The sequence below is a fragment of the Sphingobacterium sp. 18053 genome (assembly GCF_902706145.1).
GTDB classification, from domain to species: domain Bacteria; phylum Bacteroidota; class Bacteroidia; order Sphingobacteriales; family Sphingobacteriaceae; genus Sphingobacterium; species Sphingobacterium paramultivorum.
In genome coordinates this window covers 16,260-34,803 of record NZ_CACSJW010000014.1, presented here as the reverse complement: position 1 = coordinate 34,803, position 18,544 = coordinate 16,260, and the positions used below count along the sequence as shown (strand labels likewise).

Below are 18,544 nucleotides of genomic sequence, written 5' to 3'. Positions count from 1 at the left end.
TTCTTGTGCTTTGCACAGAAGAACGGTATATGACAATGAAAAATGGAAAGAAATTTTCAACGGGCAATCATCCGGTCGAAACACTGGTTCCCATTCTTCATTTCGAACGGGCTGGATTTGAGGTTGACTTCTACACGCCAACAGGTGCTCCTGTAAAATTTGAGATGTGGGCTATGCCGTATGAAGATGAAAACATCGGTAAAATCCTCGACAAGTATAATACTCAATTTTCAAACCCGCACAACTTGAGAGATTTTATAGCTGACACGAATAAGGGATATGTTGATTACGTTACCGTTTTTATCCCAGGCGGGCATGGCGCAATGCTCGGACTACCTGAAAATAATGATGTAAAAGAACTTATCAAATGGGTAGTAGCGGAAGATAAATATCTATTGGCAATCTGCCATGGTCCGGCAGCGCTCTTAAGCGTAGCAGATTGCGGAGCCACCGAGTTTCCCTTTAAGGGATATAAGATCAATTCGTTTCTTGATGAAATGGATAAGACTTTGCCAGAAAGTGGATACCAGCCCGGCGAGATGCCCTGGTTTTATGGCGAAAAACTCAAACAGCTTGGGATTGAAATTTTGAATAAAAAAATTGCCGGCGATTGTCATGTTGACAGAAAACTGATTACTGCTGATAGCCCATTAGCGGCCGATAAATTCGGGAAACTCTGCGCAGATGAACTTCTTGCCTATGAAAAATCAAAAGTGGAAAATGAATAGGTAGCGGAAGCCATGCGGATCAAAAAAGGCTCCCTTATTAACCGATAAGGGAACCTTTTTGGCTAGATGTCTGCTTGAGCCAAATATTAACTACATTTGGGCTTTGCTCTAATTTAACGTTAGGTATATTTTTGAATTTCAGCTTATTCTTTCGTTAATAAAAGGGCTATCTCCTGTTTTGCAAGCACACGGCCTTTATGGACAATTTTACTCTTGACACAAATTACCTCTGATCCAGGCACTCGGTAATCATCTTCGAAACCTTTCAATTATTATAGTGAAGTGTATTTACTTAAACTACTTGAAGATGAAAATTTATACCTCAAAAGACGGCTTAGAATATCGTGATCGCATATAAAAAAAGCCTCCATTGGAGACTCTTTCATCTTATTATCTGGTTTTTATTTTACCAATTGTCATTCGACTTACTCGTATTTATACTATTTGTAATCGCTCTAATATAATTATTGATAAACTTTTCCAATTCCTGCTTCGCTGCTTCTCGTCTAACTTTACCATCGGTATTGAAAAGGGCTGTTTTTACCCAAAGATTACTTTTTTTGACTAATGGATATTCAATTCCATTGTAGTTTTCAAGGTATTTATAATTTGGAGCAAACCTCAGCCGTCCATCCTTAAAATCCATGGTAATCTTATAAAAAAAATCAAGAGCATTACCTCTACCCCAAGCCGTTGCTTTTTGTTCCATCGCATCAATAACAATCTGCTCATCTTCGATCTTGGTCGCAACTTTCTCTGGGTTATTGTAATGCGAGTTTACAAATTTCAGCACTGCTTTGTACAAATCACTTTGCGATTTTCCTGCAAAATTCAGAACGATATAATTCTTCGATTCGTCTGCAGCATCTACAAAGTCATTCGGAGTCAATTTCATCGATTGCGCATTTGCAAATGTTGTTGCAACCAAAAACAGTAAAACAACCGAAAGGCTCTTTATCATTATTAAGTGTGTTATCTAAATAGAACTTATTACATCAATATACGCTGCTAAGGCAACAGATATTGTGCCAAAATTATATATTCGAATATTTAAATAAGTAAATCCCCAACGCTTATTGGATTTTTATAAACTCAAAAGGAATTTTCCCCTCTCATTCTCGAGAATCTGAAACAGAATTATTTAACTAGCAACCACGGACTTGACTGAACAACTGGACACGATCTTTTTACCTAAATCAAACTCCGGAGGTCGTTATCTTCAATCAAACGTTTCTGATCTGCCAAAACAAGAAATCGGTTATAGATATTTTCAAAATGTTCAGCAGGGAAATCTATTTTCATACTTTTTAACCGATCTTTTAATGCTGCACGTCCACTCCTTGCGGATAAAAACAATTCAGGCAACTTTCCTCCTATGATTTGGGGATCAATAATTTCGTAGTTTCTACGGTCTTTCAGCACGCCATCTTGGTGGATGCCAGAAGAATGCGCAAAAGCATTTTTCCCAACAATGGCCTTATTGGCCTGTACAGGATTTGACATTGCCCGTTCTACCATACTACTTAGTTCTACAATATATTTTGGATCAATTCCAGTCGCAATCCCTAGATTTTCCTTTACAATAAGTGTCAAAATAATTTCTTCTAAGGCAGCATTTCCCGCACGTTCTCCCACACCATTAATCGTTCCTTCAACCTGAAGTGCACCCGCCATTAGCCCAGCTATGCTATTCGCTGTAGCCATACCTAAATCATTATGACAGTGGACAGAAAGGATTGCGTTCTCTTTTTCCCTTCTATTTTGATTCACATAGGCTATCTTTTCAAAGTACTCAAAGGGTGTACAAAAACCGTTGGTATCAGGAAGATTCACAACTTTCGCCCCCGCTTCGACCACCGTATTGGTCATTTGAACCAAGAAATCATTGTCTGCGCGGCCAGCATCTTCGGCAAAAAATTGTACTTCATCACATTTATCCGACGCATAAGCCACCATTTCATAAGCTTTCGCCAAGATTACCTCACGAGTGGTATTAAACTTATGTTTAATATGAATGTCCGATGTTCCAATTCCGAGCTGAATCCGTGCCACCTTTGCCTTAACCAAGGCCGAAGAGGCTTGTTCAATATCTTTCCTATTGGCCCTAGCTAATGCACAGACTGTTGCCTTTTTCACCAGTTTACAAACCTCTGTTACAGCTTTAAAATCTCCAGGAGAACTTATTGGAAACCCCGCCTCTATCACATCTACCCCCATTGCATCGAGTTTTTCAGCAATTTCTAATTTATAATTAAGTGTCAGCTGGCAGCCCGGTCCCTGTTCTCCATCACGTAAAGTAGTATCGAAAATCTTAACTTGTTTCATATTCAACTTATTTTTATAGTTCAACAGTACTCGAACTACAGAATTTAATATATTTGAAAATAAAACAATTGTTATTCAATAATGCCAAAATCCAACATTCCCTTCGTTCAATGTGCCAAGAACTTCCGCGATGGCACAATTGAATTACGTAACTATGGACAGTTCAATACAGAAATGCACGCTCATGAACAAGTACAGGTACTTAGCCCAACAAATGGTACCCTCTTTATCTATACAGAAAAAGCCAGTTTCTGTGTACCAAGTACTTTCTATGTATATATCCCAGCACATGTCCCACACAAACTCATTTCCCGTTCCCAGCAACTGTCACTAAAAACCATTTTTGTGGATATGAACAATATGCATGAGGAAGTTAAGGTGTATCCATCAAATGAATTGTTGAATCATTTTTTGATTTTTGGCCAGCAACATTGGAAGCTGAAAGACCACGACACGCTTACGACATCTACTTTGGAGGCCTTCAAGTCTATGCTCCCCATACTATTGGCTAAACCGATCCTATTGCAAATCACGCCGGCAAAAAGTGAATTGATGATCCAGGTATGCACGTATATCCTTCAACACCTCGACAATAAATTGTCAATTGCTGAGATTAGCGCTAATTTTTTTCTTTCGGAGCGAACACTTTTCAGACAGTTTAAGGAAGAAATGCAGATCACCATATTCCAGTTCATAAAACAGCATCGACTTCTAAAGGCGCTTCAATTATTGGAAAATAAGGATATGCATATCGCTGAAATTGTCTATCAAATTGGGTATGAAAGCGTACCTAACTTTTCCAATCTATTCAAAGAATATTTTGGACTGTCACCTCAGCAGTATAGAGCAAGACTATAATAATAAATACTATATAATTATTAACTCTATTCTCGTCAAGACCGAACGAGTATGACCTGAAGATATGAATGAAGATAGATCCTACATTTTTCGATAGTTTTTAGTATTTTGTATCGTAATTTGTTAACCCTATCTAAATATGAAGAATCCTTTAGGCATCAAGGATATCGCCAAGATGCTCAAAATTTCGGTATCGACAGTTTCGCGGGCTTTTCGGGATACCCACGATGTCAATCCCGAAACCCGAAAAAAGGTGCTGGCACTCGCCAAGAAATTAAACTTTAAGCCTAATAAAAATGCTTCCGCCTTAGCTTCCGGTTCAACAAAAAATATAGGTGTGGTCATTCCCTTTATCACCAATTATTATTTTTCGATGGTGATTTCAGGTATTCAGGAAGAAGCTTATGAACGCGATTATAATGTGATTCTCTATGTCACCAACGATCATGTCGCACGGGAACAGAACCTATTGGAAAACCTATCAACGAGCAGTCTAGATGGACTTCTTATTTCGATCTCTTCCGATTCATCCACAAACGATCATTTTGAACAATTGATGGCGAAAGGAATGCCAATCGTATTCTTTGACCGTGTACCTAAAGATATAAATGCCTCCAAAGTTGTCCAAGATGATTTTGCGGGAGCCTTACAGGCGACCGAATACCTAATCCAACAAGGCTATACGCGCATTGCTCATATTGCCGGCCCCGAAAATCTGCAATTCACACAGCAACGGCTAAATGGTTATCTGCAAGCACTGGAGCAGCACAATATGGCTATCGATCAGCGTCTTATTGTATATTCAGGTTTTTCACAGGCTCACGGCGCCACTGATGCGTTGAAGTTACTTGCCCTCCCTGATCGTCCAGATGCGATCTTCGCTGCGAATGACCGCAAAGCCGTTGGTGCCATTCAGACAATCAAGCAGCAGGGGCTCCGTGTAGGCCAGGACATTGGCGTCATCGGATTTACCAATGATCCTATTGCTACTGTGGTAGAACCCAATTTAAGTACGATTGAAGAACCTGCCATGGAGATCGGCAAAAGGAGTTGTGCGCTACTCATCCGTCATATAAAAAATCGGGATTTTGAAATTCAGGATATGATATTGCCTGGAAAATTAATCGAACGGGATTCTACCAAACGATCCTCTTAGTCGTCTTTATTTACTGTACCGTAATTCACCAGCAACAAAACTGTGATGAATGACCACATTATCATCAAAAAGCACAATATCGGCTTCCATTCCTGTAGCTATTGCTCCAATCTTATGATCCAACCCAAGTAGTCTTGCGGGGTTGATCGTCATCATCTGCACGGCTTCTACCAAACTGACGCCTCCCTTGTTGACCATGGTGCGGACAAGGCGATCTGCCGTAGCCACACTACCTGCAAAAGAAGAACGATCGGTCAGCTTGGCTACCCCTTCCTCAACGATTACTTCAGTTCCGTTACGCAAGCTTCCCAACACGCTTTTACCCTCGGGCATACCAGCTGCACGCATTGCGTCAGTAATCAGGATCATTTTATCCGCGCCTTTCACTTTATGAATTAGCCGCAGAAAAGGCTCGGGCAAATGGACACCATCTGCTATAATCTCCACATCGATCTGGTCCAATAGAAAACAGCTCTCAATAACTCCGGCATAACGATGCGCGTGAATGCGCTTCATACCGGACATACCAGAGTAGAAATGGGTTGCCAGGCGATATCCAACTTCGACCGCAGGTAATATCTCCTCATACACTGCATCGGTGTGTGCCAGAGCCAATAAGATATCATGACTACGCACAGCCCGTCCAAAGTCCAGTGCTCCGGGCAACTCAGGAGCCGCACTCCATCGACTGATGAGATGGTGATAACGTTCAAGTATAGGCATGTATTCTTTTGGATCCGGATTACGGATATACTTGGGATCCTGCGCCCCCCGTTGATTCATCGCAAAATAGGGACCTTCGAGATGCAAACCCAAAAATCGGCTTCCTTTGATATTCTGCTCTCTGGCTGCTTCATAGACGGAGAAAAGTTCCAATAGCTCCTCGCTTTCACTGGTCAAGGTGGTCGGCAGCATGGCAGTGGTACCATGGCGTAGATGCGTTTCGGCAACAGTTAAAAATGCAGACACACTGTTATCCATAAAATCAGCGCCGCCACCGCCATGGACATGTATATCAATAAAACCCGGTGCAAGATACAGCCCCTCGGCATCCATCCATTGGGCAGCTGACCAACCTTCTTCGACAGCTTCTTTTGCCAAATAGCCTTCGCTAATATGCACAATTTTCCCCTCGGCAATCCATACTGTCCCATCCGCGATCACGCGGTAAGGTGTTATAATATTGGTATTTGTTATAATCCACATATCAATTCGTTGATTTTTTTGTTTGTCCTGTCCATGTCTGAATCCGATACCCTTTAAAGGCGTAAAATAACAGGTATAAAAAACATGGCGTCAATATCCAATAGGCTGATTTAGGATCGATCGTATCGGCCAGTACCCCATAGAGGAGCGGAAGTAAAGCATTGCCACATAGTCCCATAATTAATAGTGCTGATCCTTGTTTGGCCAATGGACCGAGCCCTTCAAGCGCCAATGGCCATATGCCTGCCCAGATAAGTGCATTAGGAAACCCAATTAATACAATAAACCAGATAGAAATATCCAGATCCATATTAAACAGGAAAACATGTCCATGAGTCGACACGACTAAGATAGACAAAATCAGACCAACAACTGTACTGAAGCGCAACATAGTGCGTTGACTGAACACTTTGGAAATCAAGACAATTCCCGACATGTAGCCTAGTATTGTAGCCGTTAGCGTATAGGAAGGTAGTGCTTTGGCTTCCAGTAGGGAGAGGCCCATCGCCCCTGCATAATTGATGATCGTATCTATCGCGATAACCTGTGTACCTACATGGAGGAATATTGCCACAGCCCCCAGAATAAGGTGTGGGTATTGAAAAATACTTTTCTTGATTTCCCTACTGTCATTCCCTACTCCATCTTGTTGTTGATCCAATTCGGGAAGAATAGAAAACTTAACAAACAGCCCAATCAATAGTAAGATAATTCCGACCACCGTATAGGGGCCAACCACGCGTAAGATCAATTCATCCAAAGCCAATGTACGAGCCGTTTCTGTCATCTGTGGAAGCTGCTTAAATAGCTCATTGTCCTGGGGGCGCAAAATAATATAGGAAAATAGTAAGGGTGCAAGTATACCTGCTCCCTTATTACAAATGCCCATCATACTAATCCGTTGCGCTGCTCGTTCCTTTTCACCGATCAGGGTAATGTATAGATTGGCGACTGTCTGTAACAGGGCTAATCCACTTCCCAACGTAAATAGACCAATCAAAAAGATCGGATAGGCCCTATTATAGGCCGCAGGGACAAATAAAAATGCCCCCAATGCCATAATCCAAAAGCCTACCATAATTCCATTTTTATATCCTATTTTTTTGAGCAAATACGAGGAAGGCATTGACATCAGCAAATAAGAGATATAAAATGCAAAAGCGACAAGGTATGATTGAAAATTGCTCAGTTCACAGGCTATTTTAAAATATGGAATGAGAATGGCATTGATCCAGGATACAAATCCAAAGATAAAAAACATTGTTCCAATAATGCCTATCGATACCCAGGTAGTTTTCCTATCGCGTGCTGATGCTGTCATAAGATACCGTCATTTTAAAAGCGATGCAGATCCCGCATCCAAGTAGCAGGTGCAGTCGTCATGCTGCTGCAGGATACTCGCTGGATTCAAATTGGAAACAGGTTGCGTGAGGCAATTTTTCACAGCAAGTGCTTTACGTTCATCCGGCACAGCGCAGATTATTTTCCGAGCTGATAGAATCTGTTGTATGGACATACTGATAGCTTGCAACGGCACTTCGGCGAGTGAGCCAAACCACCCTTCTCCCAACTGCTGCCGACGACACTGCTCGTCCAGATTGACAATTAGATAAGCATCTTTTACATCAAAATCAGCAGGAGGATCATTAAAAGCCAAATGACCGTTCTCTCCGATCCCCACAAAGGCAACATCGATGGGGTGTGCTTTAATCTTGTGGTGCAGACGTTCACATTCTGCAGCTGGATCCGCTTCACCATTAATCAGTACAACTTCCTTCAGTGTCGCCACCTGGGTGATAAAACGCTCGGTTAAGTATTTCCGAAAGCTGGCTTTATGGCTAATTGGCATGCCAATATATTCATCGAGGTGGAACATGCGCACCTTGCTCCAGTCGATATTGCCAGTAGCCACCAGCGTTTCTAGTGTTTCGAACTGGCTCTGTCCGGTTGCTAAAATAATGTTGGCTTCTCCCCTCGCCGCAATAGCAGCATTAATAGCTTCAATTCCTGCAGCTCCTGCATGTTGTCCCAGCTCTAACCGGGTGTTAAAAGTTTTAATGTTCACGTCTATTGATTTAATTATAATATTCTCGTTCTGTTTGTTTATGATAATACAGTGCTCTTTTCACCTGCCAGCTCAATATCATGTACCTGATTATTTTTCCAATGACCAGCAGTAAAATCAGGCACCTCGATTGGCTGGGAACCATTGGCGACCGACCATTCACTTAAAGGGCCAATGACACTCCAACTGGCGGCATCATAGACATCCATGTCCATCGGTAAACCATTGCGCAGACAATCGATCAGGCGCCAGTCCATCATAAAATCCATGCCACCATGACCTCCGATCTGCTTAGCCAGTTCTCCGATCTTTTTTACAATACCCGGTGTATATTGCTGTTCCAGTTTGGTCATCTCTTCAGCAGACAAGAAATCGGCATGGCCAATAGCGATTTTGCCGGGCAGAGGATATTTCTGCGCAAAGGCCTTGGTACCACTAATCAGATGGAGGCGTGAATAAGGCCTTGGCGAACTCACATCATGCTGTAACATTATCGTACTGCCGTTATTGGTGAGGATATTGGAAATATTCATATTGCCCCGGAAGGGTTTGTCTATATAAGATTCAAATTGCTTATCAGTCGCAGCCATTTCTTTGGCTTTCTGCCCGAGCATAAAATCTTTTGAAGACATCGAACTCATATACTCCATCTTATTACCGCGGTTGACCTTCAGAATCTGGCAGATCGGTCCCAGACCGTGAGTGGGATAAAGATTTCCGTTGCGCGTCGCATTTTCCTTTAAGCGCCAAAAATCAAAACGTTTTTCGGCATCAAAAAAACTCTCCAGAATGTCGTGGATATAAGCCCCTTCGCAGTGGACAATATCTCCAAAAAAACCTTGTCTAGCTAGGTTTAAGGTCAGCAGTTCAAAGTAATCGTAGCAACAATTTTCCAGCATGACACAATGTTTTTTGGTCTTCTCGGAGGTTTGTACCAGTCGCCAGCAGTCTTCCACCGTTATCGCTGCAGGAATCTCCAAAGCGACATGCTTCCCGTGTTCCATGGCATATATCGCCATCTCGGCATGCAACTTCCAATGGGTTGCAATATAGATCAGATCATAATCCTCCTGTTCACACATCTTTTTCCAGTGCTCGGCATTTTCTGTAAATAACTCCGCGCGGTGACCCGCTGATTTCATCCTTGCCTTTGCTTCAATCGCCTTTTCAGCCCGTACATCACAGATGCCGTTGATCGCAACACCTTCAATCTGGCTCATACGTTCCACTGCAGCAGATCCCCTATTGCCGACACCGATAAAACCGACCCTTACGGTTGGTATTTTGGGGGCCGCGTAGCCCGACATATTAAATGTAGCTGTATATTTCTTTGACGCTTCCAGCCGGATATGATCCAGATTTGTCTTTGCTGAAGCCTTATTTTCCTGTCCACAGCCAGCCATCAATCCAATTCCGGCTAGCCCGGACAGTTTTAAAAATGATCTTCGATTTGTTCCCATAATATTTAATTGATAAGGAGTGTTCCTTGGTTCTTTAATTGCTTCTTATAGTGCTGCACTTTGTTTTTTAATTGCTCTTTGTTCGCTATTTCGCAAGGCTTACCGTCCAACTGGTAGAGTCCATCGATCATGACTCGCTGCTCATTAAGCGCAAGCAGCATTGGAATATCGCCCCAATGGAGAATACCGGGAATATGGATCGCCATATTGTACCTATCCAGCGCTCCCGTTGCGCCCGGCAGATAACTGATGGGGAGCTCGCGTAGCAGTAATTCCTGTTCTAAGGGATTCAGCACATTGCTGATCAATGCTGCTATGGCCGTCTCACGGTCCGCAACCAAGGTCCGCTTGCTGGACTTATATTCTTGCTGCAGATAAGCATTGATAAGCCCAATTTCAGACGCCCAAATCCCCATCATGCTACGACCCATCCAGAGCAGTGAGCGCGAAAGTGTATGAAAGCGCGGTAACGCTCCATCGATTTTATCAGCAGTAGTTGAAGAGCGCTCTCCGAGCCCAAAGAGATCTATGAGCACCACCCCCTCACCTTTGTTGCGAAGGGCCTCAATTTCCTGCATAGCGACCTGTTGCTTACCCATCGAGGGGAAATAGACATGTAGTGTATTTGAGTCGGTAAGAGGCGGGCTAATCAATAACGGAATCAGCTGTCGCCTCGATGTCTCCAACATAACCCGTTGCCAGCCCTGCTGCGACTCCAACGTCTGAACACGCAGCAAACTATCGGTACCGCCTGTATAAAGTAATGCCCGCAGTTGTTTTTTATAGTCCATTTTATCCAGTGTGGATGTCGCAATCCGTGATTCAGTCCGACTAAATTCACGGCTGATAAAATCCGGTATACTGAGGATCAGCTCTTGCTTAACCCCATGTTTCAGTACTGCAAGCTCATTTGTATCCAAGAGAAGCACATTGTCCAACTGCAACCCTTTCTCGCGCGTCGCTCCAAATGCCCCATCAAACCATTTTATCATACTTATATTCATTTCTGTGGTATAGCTATGTGGTTCATCAAAAAGCTCATAATCGATCCGTTCTGGTACCCCTTGCCGCGCAAAAGCTTCCTTGGCAATACGAAAAGACTTGAGCATCTGATGGGCGTTGAAAGCAGCGTTACCATCTTTAAGTGCCGAAATAATCTTAATAGCCTTAGGAGCCATTGTCTGTAACAGTTGTCCTTCTTCAAAATGCAGGAGCCCATTGGGATGGAGTTCGCAGACACAATTGCTGTTCATGATATACGCGCGGAAAGTTCCGACGCTGACTACAGGAACGGCCGCTTTGATCCGCGGATCCATAGCCGCGAGCCACATCGTCTGATTGCCACCACCACTGGCTCCGGTAGCCCCAATCCTTTCGGGATCTACCTCAGGTAAACTACAGAGCAGGTCAATGGCACGACTGTTTTCAAGTAGCTGTATACCCATCAGAGGTGTCCCCAGATCGAGCAGTGCCGACCCAAGATTAGCTCCATGATACTCATGCTCATGCTCACGTCCGCGCTCGCCCGACCCCATGGCATCAATACAAAGACATACATAGCCGTTGGATGCCAACATATGGGCCGTACGCTGAACAATTTCACTTCGCCGCCCCGGTGGCCAATGCCCGTGGCTATTGAGTATCGCCGGAAATGGTCCGTTGCCTTTTGGCACATATAAACTTGCAGGAACATATAGCCCAGGCAAGCTCTGAAAGATCAGGCTGTGAACGGTATAGTTGTCCTGCTCAATTGACGAAATTAGCTGCATGTCCAGCGGCGGAATAGCATATCCGTCCAGTTTCAGGTTTTTTCTGACCAACTTGTTCATATCTTGCGGATTTGCAGCTTTCTCGCAATCCAAAGCCCCGATAAGCTGTTCCGCTTGATCTTCCACCATAACCTTTATCGGGTCTATCTCAGCAGGTATGGCCAATACGCTGGGCAACGCCGCTCGTCGTTGTTGTTGTTGTTGTGCTTGAATGCTCGAATTTAATCCCATAAGTATACCGAAAGAAACTAAACAGATCTTGAAGTCTATCATTGTAATTTACCCAATTTAGTCCACATCCCACCAGAGTTTGGTTGCCGCATTGTCTGTACCGCCAAGCAGTGCACGTCCTTTGCTCAGTTCAACAAGATTGTCTGTCGCCTCGGTCAGTGGATAAGGCAATCTTTTAATAAATGTCCCAATAGGCAGGTCTGGGTTGTCGGAGTGGATCAATGAATACATTTTTGGGAATCCTGTACGCCTATATTCTGCCCAAGCCTCCATACCATTGGGATAGATCGCTAACCACTTCTGTACGCCGATCTGTTCACGCTGTTCGGCCACGGTTGTTGCCCATTTGACGGGGATACTCGCTACAGCTGGCGAATTATGATAATCGCCGGGAGCGACAGGCTCATGGTTTGATGCGATATAATTACTGATCTGCGTCGCATCTGTAACGCCCCATTGTTCCATACTCGTTTTGATGCCTTCCTCGTACAGCTGCTTAGCCTCACCACCCATATTCCAGCCATTCAATGCCCCTTCGGCTCGTAAGAAAAAAGATTCTGCAGCACACATCACATGGAAATTCTGGGTAAAATTTCCTTCAATAGCCACGCCATTGTAACGTACCCAATAGGTGCCCACATTGGAATTGGAGCCTGACTGATTACGTACGTTCCCTAGATCCGTGGCCGTAGCACCATTTCGCACACTATTGAATGTTTTTCCAATATAACTGGGTTGAAAATAAATGCCTAAACGTGGATCGGCATAACCTTTTAGGTATGAAGCAATAGTGGAACTCATTGAAAATTCGTTCCATACGGCAACTTGTGCCAATCCATTGGTATCATTTCCAGAAAGGGATTTGAGCATACTGGCATTGTGCGTATTGCTAGACATCAGACCGGCAGCAACAGCTGCTTCTGCTTCGACTTTTGCTTGATTTGCATATACCTTAGCGATACGCAAGGCCAACCGCAAGCGGAGCGAATTAGCAAATCTGATCCAGTTTTCGGTGTTTCCATCGAAGATCAGGTCGTATCCCTGAAAGATTTTCGTTCCCGCTGGCAAGGCCTTCAGATTGGCTACCGCTGTAGTCAATTTTTCAAAGAAATCTGCATAGATCTTATCCATGGAGTCATAAGGAATAACATCGTTGGCCTCGGCAGCACCAAAATAAGGGATCGGTCCAAATTGATCTGTTAGCCGATGAAAGGCATATACCCACATGATATTGGCCAATGCGGCCTCACCTGATTTGGATTCTGTATTTTCGAGAATGCTTTTGAGCTGTGGTGCGGTATCAACATAAATAACTGTCCAAAACCGGCGCTGCCAATCTGGAGTAAGCAGATAACGGTCCGTACTAAAGGAATTCGTAGTAAGTGCAAAGTATTGGGCATATAGATCCGGCCCCAGGTTTTGCACTGTTTGATAAAAAGATCTATTCATTGCAGCCGAAGACTGTGCCTTGGCAAACATAAAGGGCAATTCACGCTGTGTGATCACCATGATATTGTTGGGATCGGTATTGATATCCTGAAAGTCCTTGGTACAGGACAACAAGCTTAGTACTAATAGCGAAGTAAATAGGGTACTTTTATTCATTGTTCAAGGATTTAAAAAGTTAACTTAACATTCAGTCCAAAGGAACGGACAGCAGGCGGCAACCCCACTTCAATTCCCTGAAAATTACCTGCTCCCAATGCCGCCTCAGGATCTATGGGGTTGTCTGTTTTGCCTATTCCCGGAATATCCAATTTGGATTTCCCTCGATAAAAGAAAAATAGGTTACGGCCTGTCAGCATGAGCTGTGCACTTTTGATCGCAGCGGTATTTTTTAAGTTAAATTTATAACTGACAGATAGTTCACGTAAGCGGACATTGGTCATATCATAGGTAAAGAATTCTCCCCAGGCATCGCGTCCGTTCTGCGATACACGGGTCCAAAGCTGCTGAGCAGTGATAGCCTTGGTATTAGCCGCGCCGCTCACGTCCACCGCATCCAGCACAAGCCCCCCTTCCCGGTAATCTGCGGTATAATCCGCTACTCCGAAAGCCGCTAGATAAGCTGAGGTACCCGATACGATCTCACCACCAATACGTGTATCAATCAAGGCATTGACCGTAAAATTCTTATAGCGGACCGAATTTGACCAACCCAATAAGGCCTTAGGGTTAAAATTTCCCAATTTTTGATTCGCTTCTACCACTGGCAACCCGCTGTCGTCAACCACATATTTCCCTGTCGCCGCATCCGTTTTCCATTTATAACCGTAAAGATCACCGTATTTCTCTCCTTCATTGACGACAACTGAGGCATATTTGGTATTTTCGGTAATCGTTGCTCGTTTTGTCCGTTCGTGCAGTTCAATCACTTTATTGGTATTGGCTGCAAAATTGAAAGTGGTCTGCCATTCTAGGTATTCTTTTTTTATAGGCGACGCAGTTAATTGGACCTCAATTCCCTTATTTGCTATATTTCCCGCATTGATGTATTGCCTGCTAAAACCGCTTGCCATTGGCAATCCAAGAAACAAAAGCTGATTAACTGTATTACTTTTGTACATCGTCAGATCAAATCCTAATCTGTTGGCAAAGAATTTCATATCCAGTCCCGCTTCATAGGATTTGGTCAACTCAGGTTTCAATTCTGGGATTGCCTTTATTGGTGAACGAGAGATAAATCCTTTTCCCGCACCTAGCCCAAAAGAATACAATTGTTGAAGCAGATAGGGATTCGCATCGTTACCGACCTGCGTATAGGAAGCCCTTAGTTTTCCATAACTGATCCAGCTTGGCAACTTGAGCCATTCATTGAAAATAGTAGATACACCGATTGAGGGATAGAAATAACTGTGTGGAGATTTTAAGGTTGAGGTCCAGTCGTTGCGTGCCGTCATATCGAGAAAGGTATGATCAAAAAAGGCCAGCTGTGCACTTCCATAGACCGAATTTAGACGTCGTTGGTAACCATTGATCAGTAGAAATTCTGGCGTGGTAGCCATCGTTAGGCTAAACTCATTCGGTACGGACAGGCCATTGGCCATATTCTGAAAGCTACTGTACTCCCGATTTAAGGAACTTGCACCAACATTATAGCTAATTTTGACCGCCTCGTTAAGTATATTATTTCCATTGAACAACAAATCAAAGTTGCGTTCCTGATAGCGCGCATGGGTTTCATAATATTTACCTCCAGGACGCACATCGCCAAGAGAAACAGTACCTGCGTAGAAGGCCCCTGTTGTCTTATCGATGTATTTATCATAACTTAACCTTCCCATTACATTTAGCCAATCCGTCAATTGATAGGTTGCCGAACCCAATGCGGTAATGCGATCGCGCACTTCATTGACCGAGGTGCGGTTGGTACTCCAATACGGATTGTCGTATACAGCAGAACCGGACCAGTACTTCCGCTGCGGCTCACCGGTAACCGGATCAATATCCTCAAAGTCTTTAAGTTCAGACTCATCCATATCCCGCGGCATCACGTACACTTCCACGGGGATTCCCATATCGCCTAAACGCGGACGATTGTCGATCTGCTGGTTAACGTAATTGAGTTTTACATCTGTTTTTAGTTTTGGGATCAGTTCCGTATTTACGCGAAGATTCAAGTTATTACGTTTCAAGTCATTGCCAGGAATAATGCCTCCGATTTTATTGTTTGTATAAGAAACATAACCCTGCACTTTTTCCGTCCCTCCATAGGTGCTAATGCTATTGTTGAAGGAGGTCGCATTTTCAAAGAAATCGCGGACATTATTTTTATAGGTTTGCCCTTGTGGTCCCCAGCTCTCACCGACATTCGTACCACTGACACCTCCATTTCCCCGCCCGTAGGTATTCTGGAATTTACTGAGCAAGTTGACCTGATCCAAGGATGCACTACCATTGTAATCAATATTATACCGACCAGCCTTACCTTGTTTAGTTGTAATCAATATGGCACCATTTGCGGCCCTGCTACCGTATAGCGCAGCAGCCGAAGGGCCTTTGAGCACATTGATGGATTCTATATCGTCCGGGTTGATATTCGCAGCGCCATCGCTCGTCCCATAATTGTAGGTTGTTCCGGTAGCTTGTTGTGCACTGGAATTATCATAAGGTATACCATCCACCACGATTAACGCATTGTTATTACCGGAGATGGACTTGTTGCCCCGCAAAACCACTTTGGCGGAGGCACCGGGTCCCGTAGCCGCTGTAGTCACGACAGCACCAGCGACTTTACCCGTCAGACTACTCATTACGTTGCCACTGTTGTCGCGGGCATCATTGACTGCACTTCCATCCAGCTGTTGTGTCGCATAGGTCAGCCCCCTGGTCTGACGTTTGATACCCAACGCGGTAACCACCACCTCATCAATCTGTTGACTTTCTTCCTTAAGAGCTATATGGAGATTACCTGTTGAGGGAACAGCAATTTCGAGTGTCTTAAAACCCAGCAACGAAACTTTGAGCCTATCCCCTGCATTCGCTCTGATATTAAAATTCCCCTGATTGTCTGTCCGTGCTGCAACAGGCATACTCAGATTAGTGATCGTTACACCTTCCAATGCGGCATGATCGGTAGCATTGGTGACACGTCCCTGTATTGTTGTAGTCTGTGCCGTAGCGAGACCTGTCCAAAGGAAAAGACAGCTCAGCATCGTGCCTACTGAAAATGTTGGATTACTGTGGATACGAACTATCATAATTTATCCATTTAGGGTTAAGATTTTTAGTTTATTCAATTGCGTTATAATCCAAAGAAAAACCTAAAAGCCTAAAAATCCAACACTTTCACCGGATAAAGTAGCGGTAACGTTATCGAAAATCACAGTCCCTGTAGCACCCAACATGGCACTTAATTAGGAACACATTTCCCATCAAAAAACTTACAATATAATTTTAGGAAGTTTGAAATTTCCGCTTAACGATCAACCAATTCCTTTACAGATTCTCCATTTTGGTCGGTAAATTTAGCCTCAATTTTAAACAACTGATACCATTTTCGGAACGTGCCTATAAAGACAAGCAGCATCAACAACATGGCCAAGATCGCTAAGAACGCTAATAGCAGCTGTCCTTTGGGCAAATAAATATCAATGACCTGTAGATAGCCCGCCCAAAAGGTAATTCCAGCCATAAATACGCCCGGAATTGCCGTAATTAAGGCATATTTCCCCCGATTCATCCGAATAAGCATCGTCGTACAAACAATAAGCCCACAGGCAGCTAACAGCTGGTTGCTGATTCCAAATAGCGGCCAGATACTGCTTACATTTCCCGTAAAAACAAGATAGCCTCATGAAAAAGTGAAAATAGCGCTACATAACCAAACGCCGGGTTTCCAATCCTTGTCTTTAAAAGCGGGAAAAACACCACCCAGCATTTCCTGCAAAAAGAATCGTCCAACTCGTGTACCAGCATCGATAGCTGTAAGGATAAACACGGCTTCAAACACTATGGCAAAATTATACCAATAAGCCATCACATTGTCCATAAAGGGAACCTTATCAAAAATATGGGCCATCCCGACAGCCAAGGACACGGCGCCCCCGGTACGGCCGTGGAGGTCTACTCCTATACGATCTGAAAAATGCTGCAAATCTACCGCTTTTAATTCGGGATGTTGTGCCAAAAATCCTGCGTAGTCACCGACTGGTGTGTTGATCGCAAAATAGTCGCCCGGCAGTAAGGTACAGGCAGCGATCAATGCCATTAAAGCGACAAATCCCTCCACCAGCATTGCACCATACCCTACAAAAAGAATCTCCCTTTCGGTGCCCAGCATCTTAGGCGTCGTTCCGGTCGCGATAATCGCATGGAAACCCGAAATTGCACCGCAAGCGATCACGATAAAGATAAATGGCAGCACAGGTCCGCCGATCACTGGCCCACCTCCATGGATAAAATCGGTCAGCGCTGGCATCTGTATGGTCGGATGCACAAAGACAATGCCTATGGCCAGCATCAGGATCGTACCGATCTTGAGATAGGTGGAAAGGTAATCACGTGGCACCAGAAGCAGCCAGATGGGTAAGACTGATGCTAAAAATCCGTAAACAGCAATCGCGATTGAAATGGTCTTGACATCCCAGTCGAACAGGTTATGTACGCCCGGAATCTCCATCAAACGATGCCCTGCTATGATGCCAACAATCAATAAAATACCCCCCAATACACTTGCCAACGTTACAGATCCTGTTTTATACCGCATCAAGAGTCCCATAAATATCGCAATTGGCATGGTCAGAATAATAGTAAACAGGGACCATGGGGCTTCGTGCATGGCACTGATGCAGGCCAGTGACAGTCCGGCCAAGGTCAGGATTAGAATAAACAGAACGGCTATACCGGCTATCCCACCAACAACGCGGCCGATCTCCTTGGACGCAATGGTAGCAAGACTTTGCCCTTTGTGCCGTACAGAAGCAAACAGGACAACCATATCATGAACACCACCGCCCAAGACACAGCCGATCAAAATCCAGAGTACCCCTGGAAGATAACCAAACTGTGCCGCCAGCACCGGGCCGACCAATGGTCCTGCCGCTGCTATTGCGGCAAAATGATGCCCAAACAAGACCTTACGATCCGTCTTAACGTAATCATGCCCATCAGCAAACTCGACCGCTGGAGTCGCTACCGCATCATTGAGCCGTAGCACTTTCTGCGCCATAAAAATTCCGTAAAAGCGGTATGCGAGCGCAAATATCAAAATCGACGCAAAAACCAGTGTGAGGGCATTCATATTA

General features: G+C 44.1%; 12 protein-coding genes and 1 pseudogene. 3 read left to right on the top strand and 10 right to left on the bottom strand.

The window, feature by feature from the left end:
* Positions 1 to 29 precede the first annotated feature (29 nt).
* Positions 30 to 728 (top strand): DJ-1/PfpI family protein, encoded by a 699-nt coding sequence (locus GVK91_RS26035; protein WP_235032999.1) that lies wholly within the window; start codon positions 30 to 32, stop codon positions 726 to 728.
* A 406-nt stretch (positions 729 to 1,134) separates the two neighbouring features.
* Here the strand turns inward: GVK91_RS26035 and GVK91_RS26030 are convergent, their stop codons facing one another.
* Both GVK91_RS26030 and GVK91_RS26025 read right to left on the bottom strand, forming a co-directional pair.
* A complete protein-coding gene (locus GVK91_RS26030; RefSeq protein WP_159732290.1) occupies positions 1,135 to 1,689 on the bottom strand; it encodes a DUF4468 domain-containing protein in 555 nt (184 codons plus the stop codon).
* Between the two features lie 230 nt (positions 1,690 to 1,919).
* Entirely contained in the window at positions 1,920 to 3,053 is a 1,134-nt protein-coding gene (locus GVK91_RS26025; protein ID WP_153845568.1) for a 2-isopropylmalate synthase, read from the bottom strand.
* Between the two features lie 81 nt (positions 3,054 to 3,134).
* Here GVK91_RS26025 and GVK91_RS26020 point away from each other — a divergent pair, with 81 nt between their 5' ends.
* The gene (locus GVK91_RS26020; protein WP_153845567.1) at positions 3,135 to 3,911 is read left to right on the top strand and encodes an AraC family transcriptional regulator; all 777 of its coding nucleotides are present in this window, start codon (positions 3,135 to 3,137) and stop codon (positions 3,909 to 3,911) included.
* A gap of 139 nt (positions 3,912 to 4,050) precedes the next feature.
* Positions 4,051 to 5,067, top strand: a complete 1,017-nt coding sequence (locus GVK91_RS26015; protein ID WP_153845566.1) for a LacI family DNA-binding transcriptional regulator — start codon at positions 4,051 to 4,053, stop codon at positions 5,065 to 5,067.
* A gap of 6 nt (positions 5,068 to 5,073) precedes the next feature.
* Here the strand turns inward: GVK91_RS26015 and nagA are convergent, their stop codons facing one another.
* From nagA to GVK91_RS25975, 8 genes and pseudogenes are all read right to left on the bottom strand, one after another.
* Positions 5,074 to 6,273 (bottom strand): N-acetylglucosamine-6-phosphate deacetylase, encoded by a 1,200-nt coding sequence (gene nagA / locus GVK91_RS26010; RefSeq protein ID WP_153845565.1) that lies wholly within the window; start codon positions 6,271 to 6,273, stop codon positions 5,074 to 5,076.
* Between the two features lies 1 nt (position 6,274).
* A complete protein-coding gene (locus tag GVK91_RS26005) occupies positions 6,275 to 7,594 on the bottom strand; it encodes a sugar MFS transporter (protein ID WP_159732287.1) in 1,320 nt (439 codons plus the stop codon).
* A 9-nt stretch (positions 7,595 to 7,603) separates the two neighbouring features.
* Positions 7,604 to 8,338, bottom strand: a complete 735-nt coding sequence (locus GVK91_RS26000; RefSeq protein ID WP_200845709.1) for a glucosamine-6-phosphate deaminase — start codon at positions 8,336 to 8,338, stop codon at positions 7,604 to 7,606.
* A gap of 38 nt (positions 8,339 to 8,376) precedes the next feature.
* Positions 8,377 to 9,798, bottom strand: a complete 1,422-nt coding sequence (locus GVK91_RS25995; protein ID WP_159732284.1) for a Gfo/Idh/MocA family protein — start codon at positions 9,796 to 9,798, stop codon at positions 8,377 to 8,379.
* A gap of 5 nt (positions 9,799 to 9,803) precedes the next feature.
* Positions 9,804 to 11,840 carry a S9 family peptidase gene (locus tag GVK91_RS25990; RefSeq protein WP_159732281.1) on the bottom strand — a complete coding sequence of 679 codons (2,037 nt, stop codon included), beginning with the start codon at positions 11,838 to 11,840 and terminating at the stop codon, positions 9,804 to 9,806.
* A 15-nt stretch (positions 11,841 to 11,855) separates the two neighbouring features.
* Positions 11,856 to 13,403 carry a SusD/RagB family nutrient-binding outer membrane lipoprotein gene (locus GVK91_RS25985; protein ID WP_159732278.1) on the bottom strand — a complete coding sequence of 516 codons (1,548 nt, stop codon included), beginning with the start codon at positions 13,401 to 13,403 and terminating at the stop codon, positions 11,856 to 11,858.
* 11 nt (positions 13,404 to 13,414) lie between these two features.
* A complete protein-coding gene (locus GVK91_RS25980; RefSeq protein WP_159732275.1) occupies positions 13,415 to 16,498 on the bottom strand; it encodes a SusC/RagA family TonB-linked outer membrane protein in 3,084 nt (1,027 codons plus the stop codon).
* 218 nt (positions 16,499 to 16,716) lie between these two features.
* A pseudogene (locus GVK91_RS25975) lies at positions 16,717 to 18,540 on the bottom strand (carbon starvation protein A).
* Between the last annotated feature and the right edge of the window lie 4 nt (positions 18,541 to 18,544).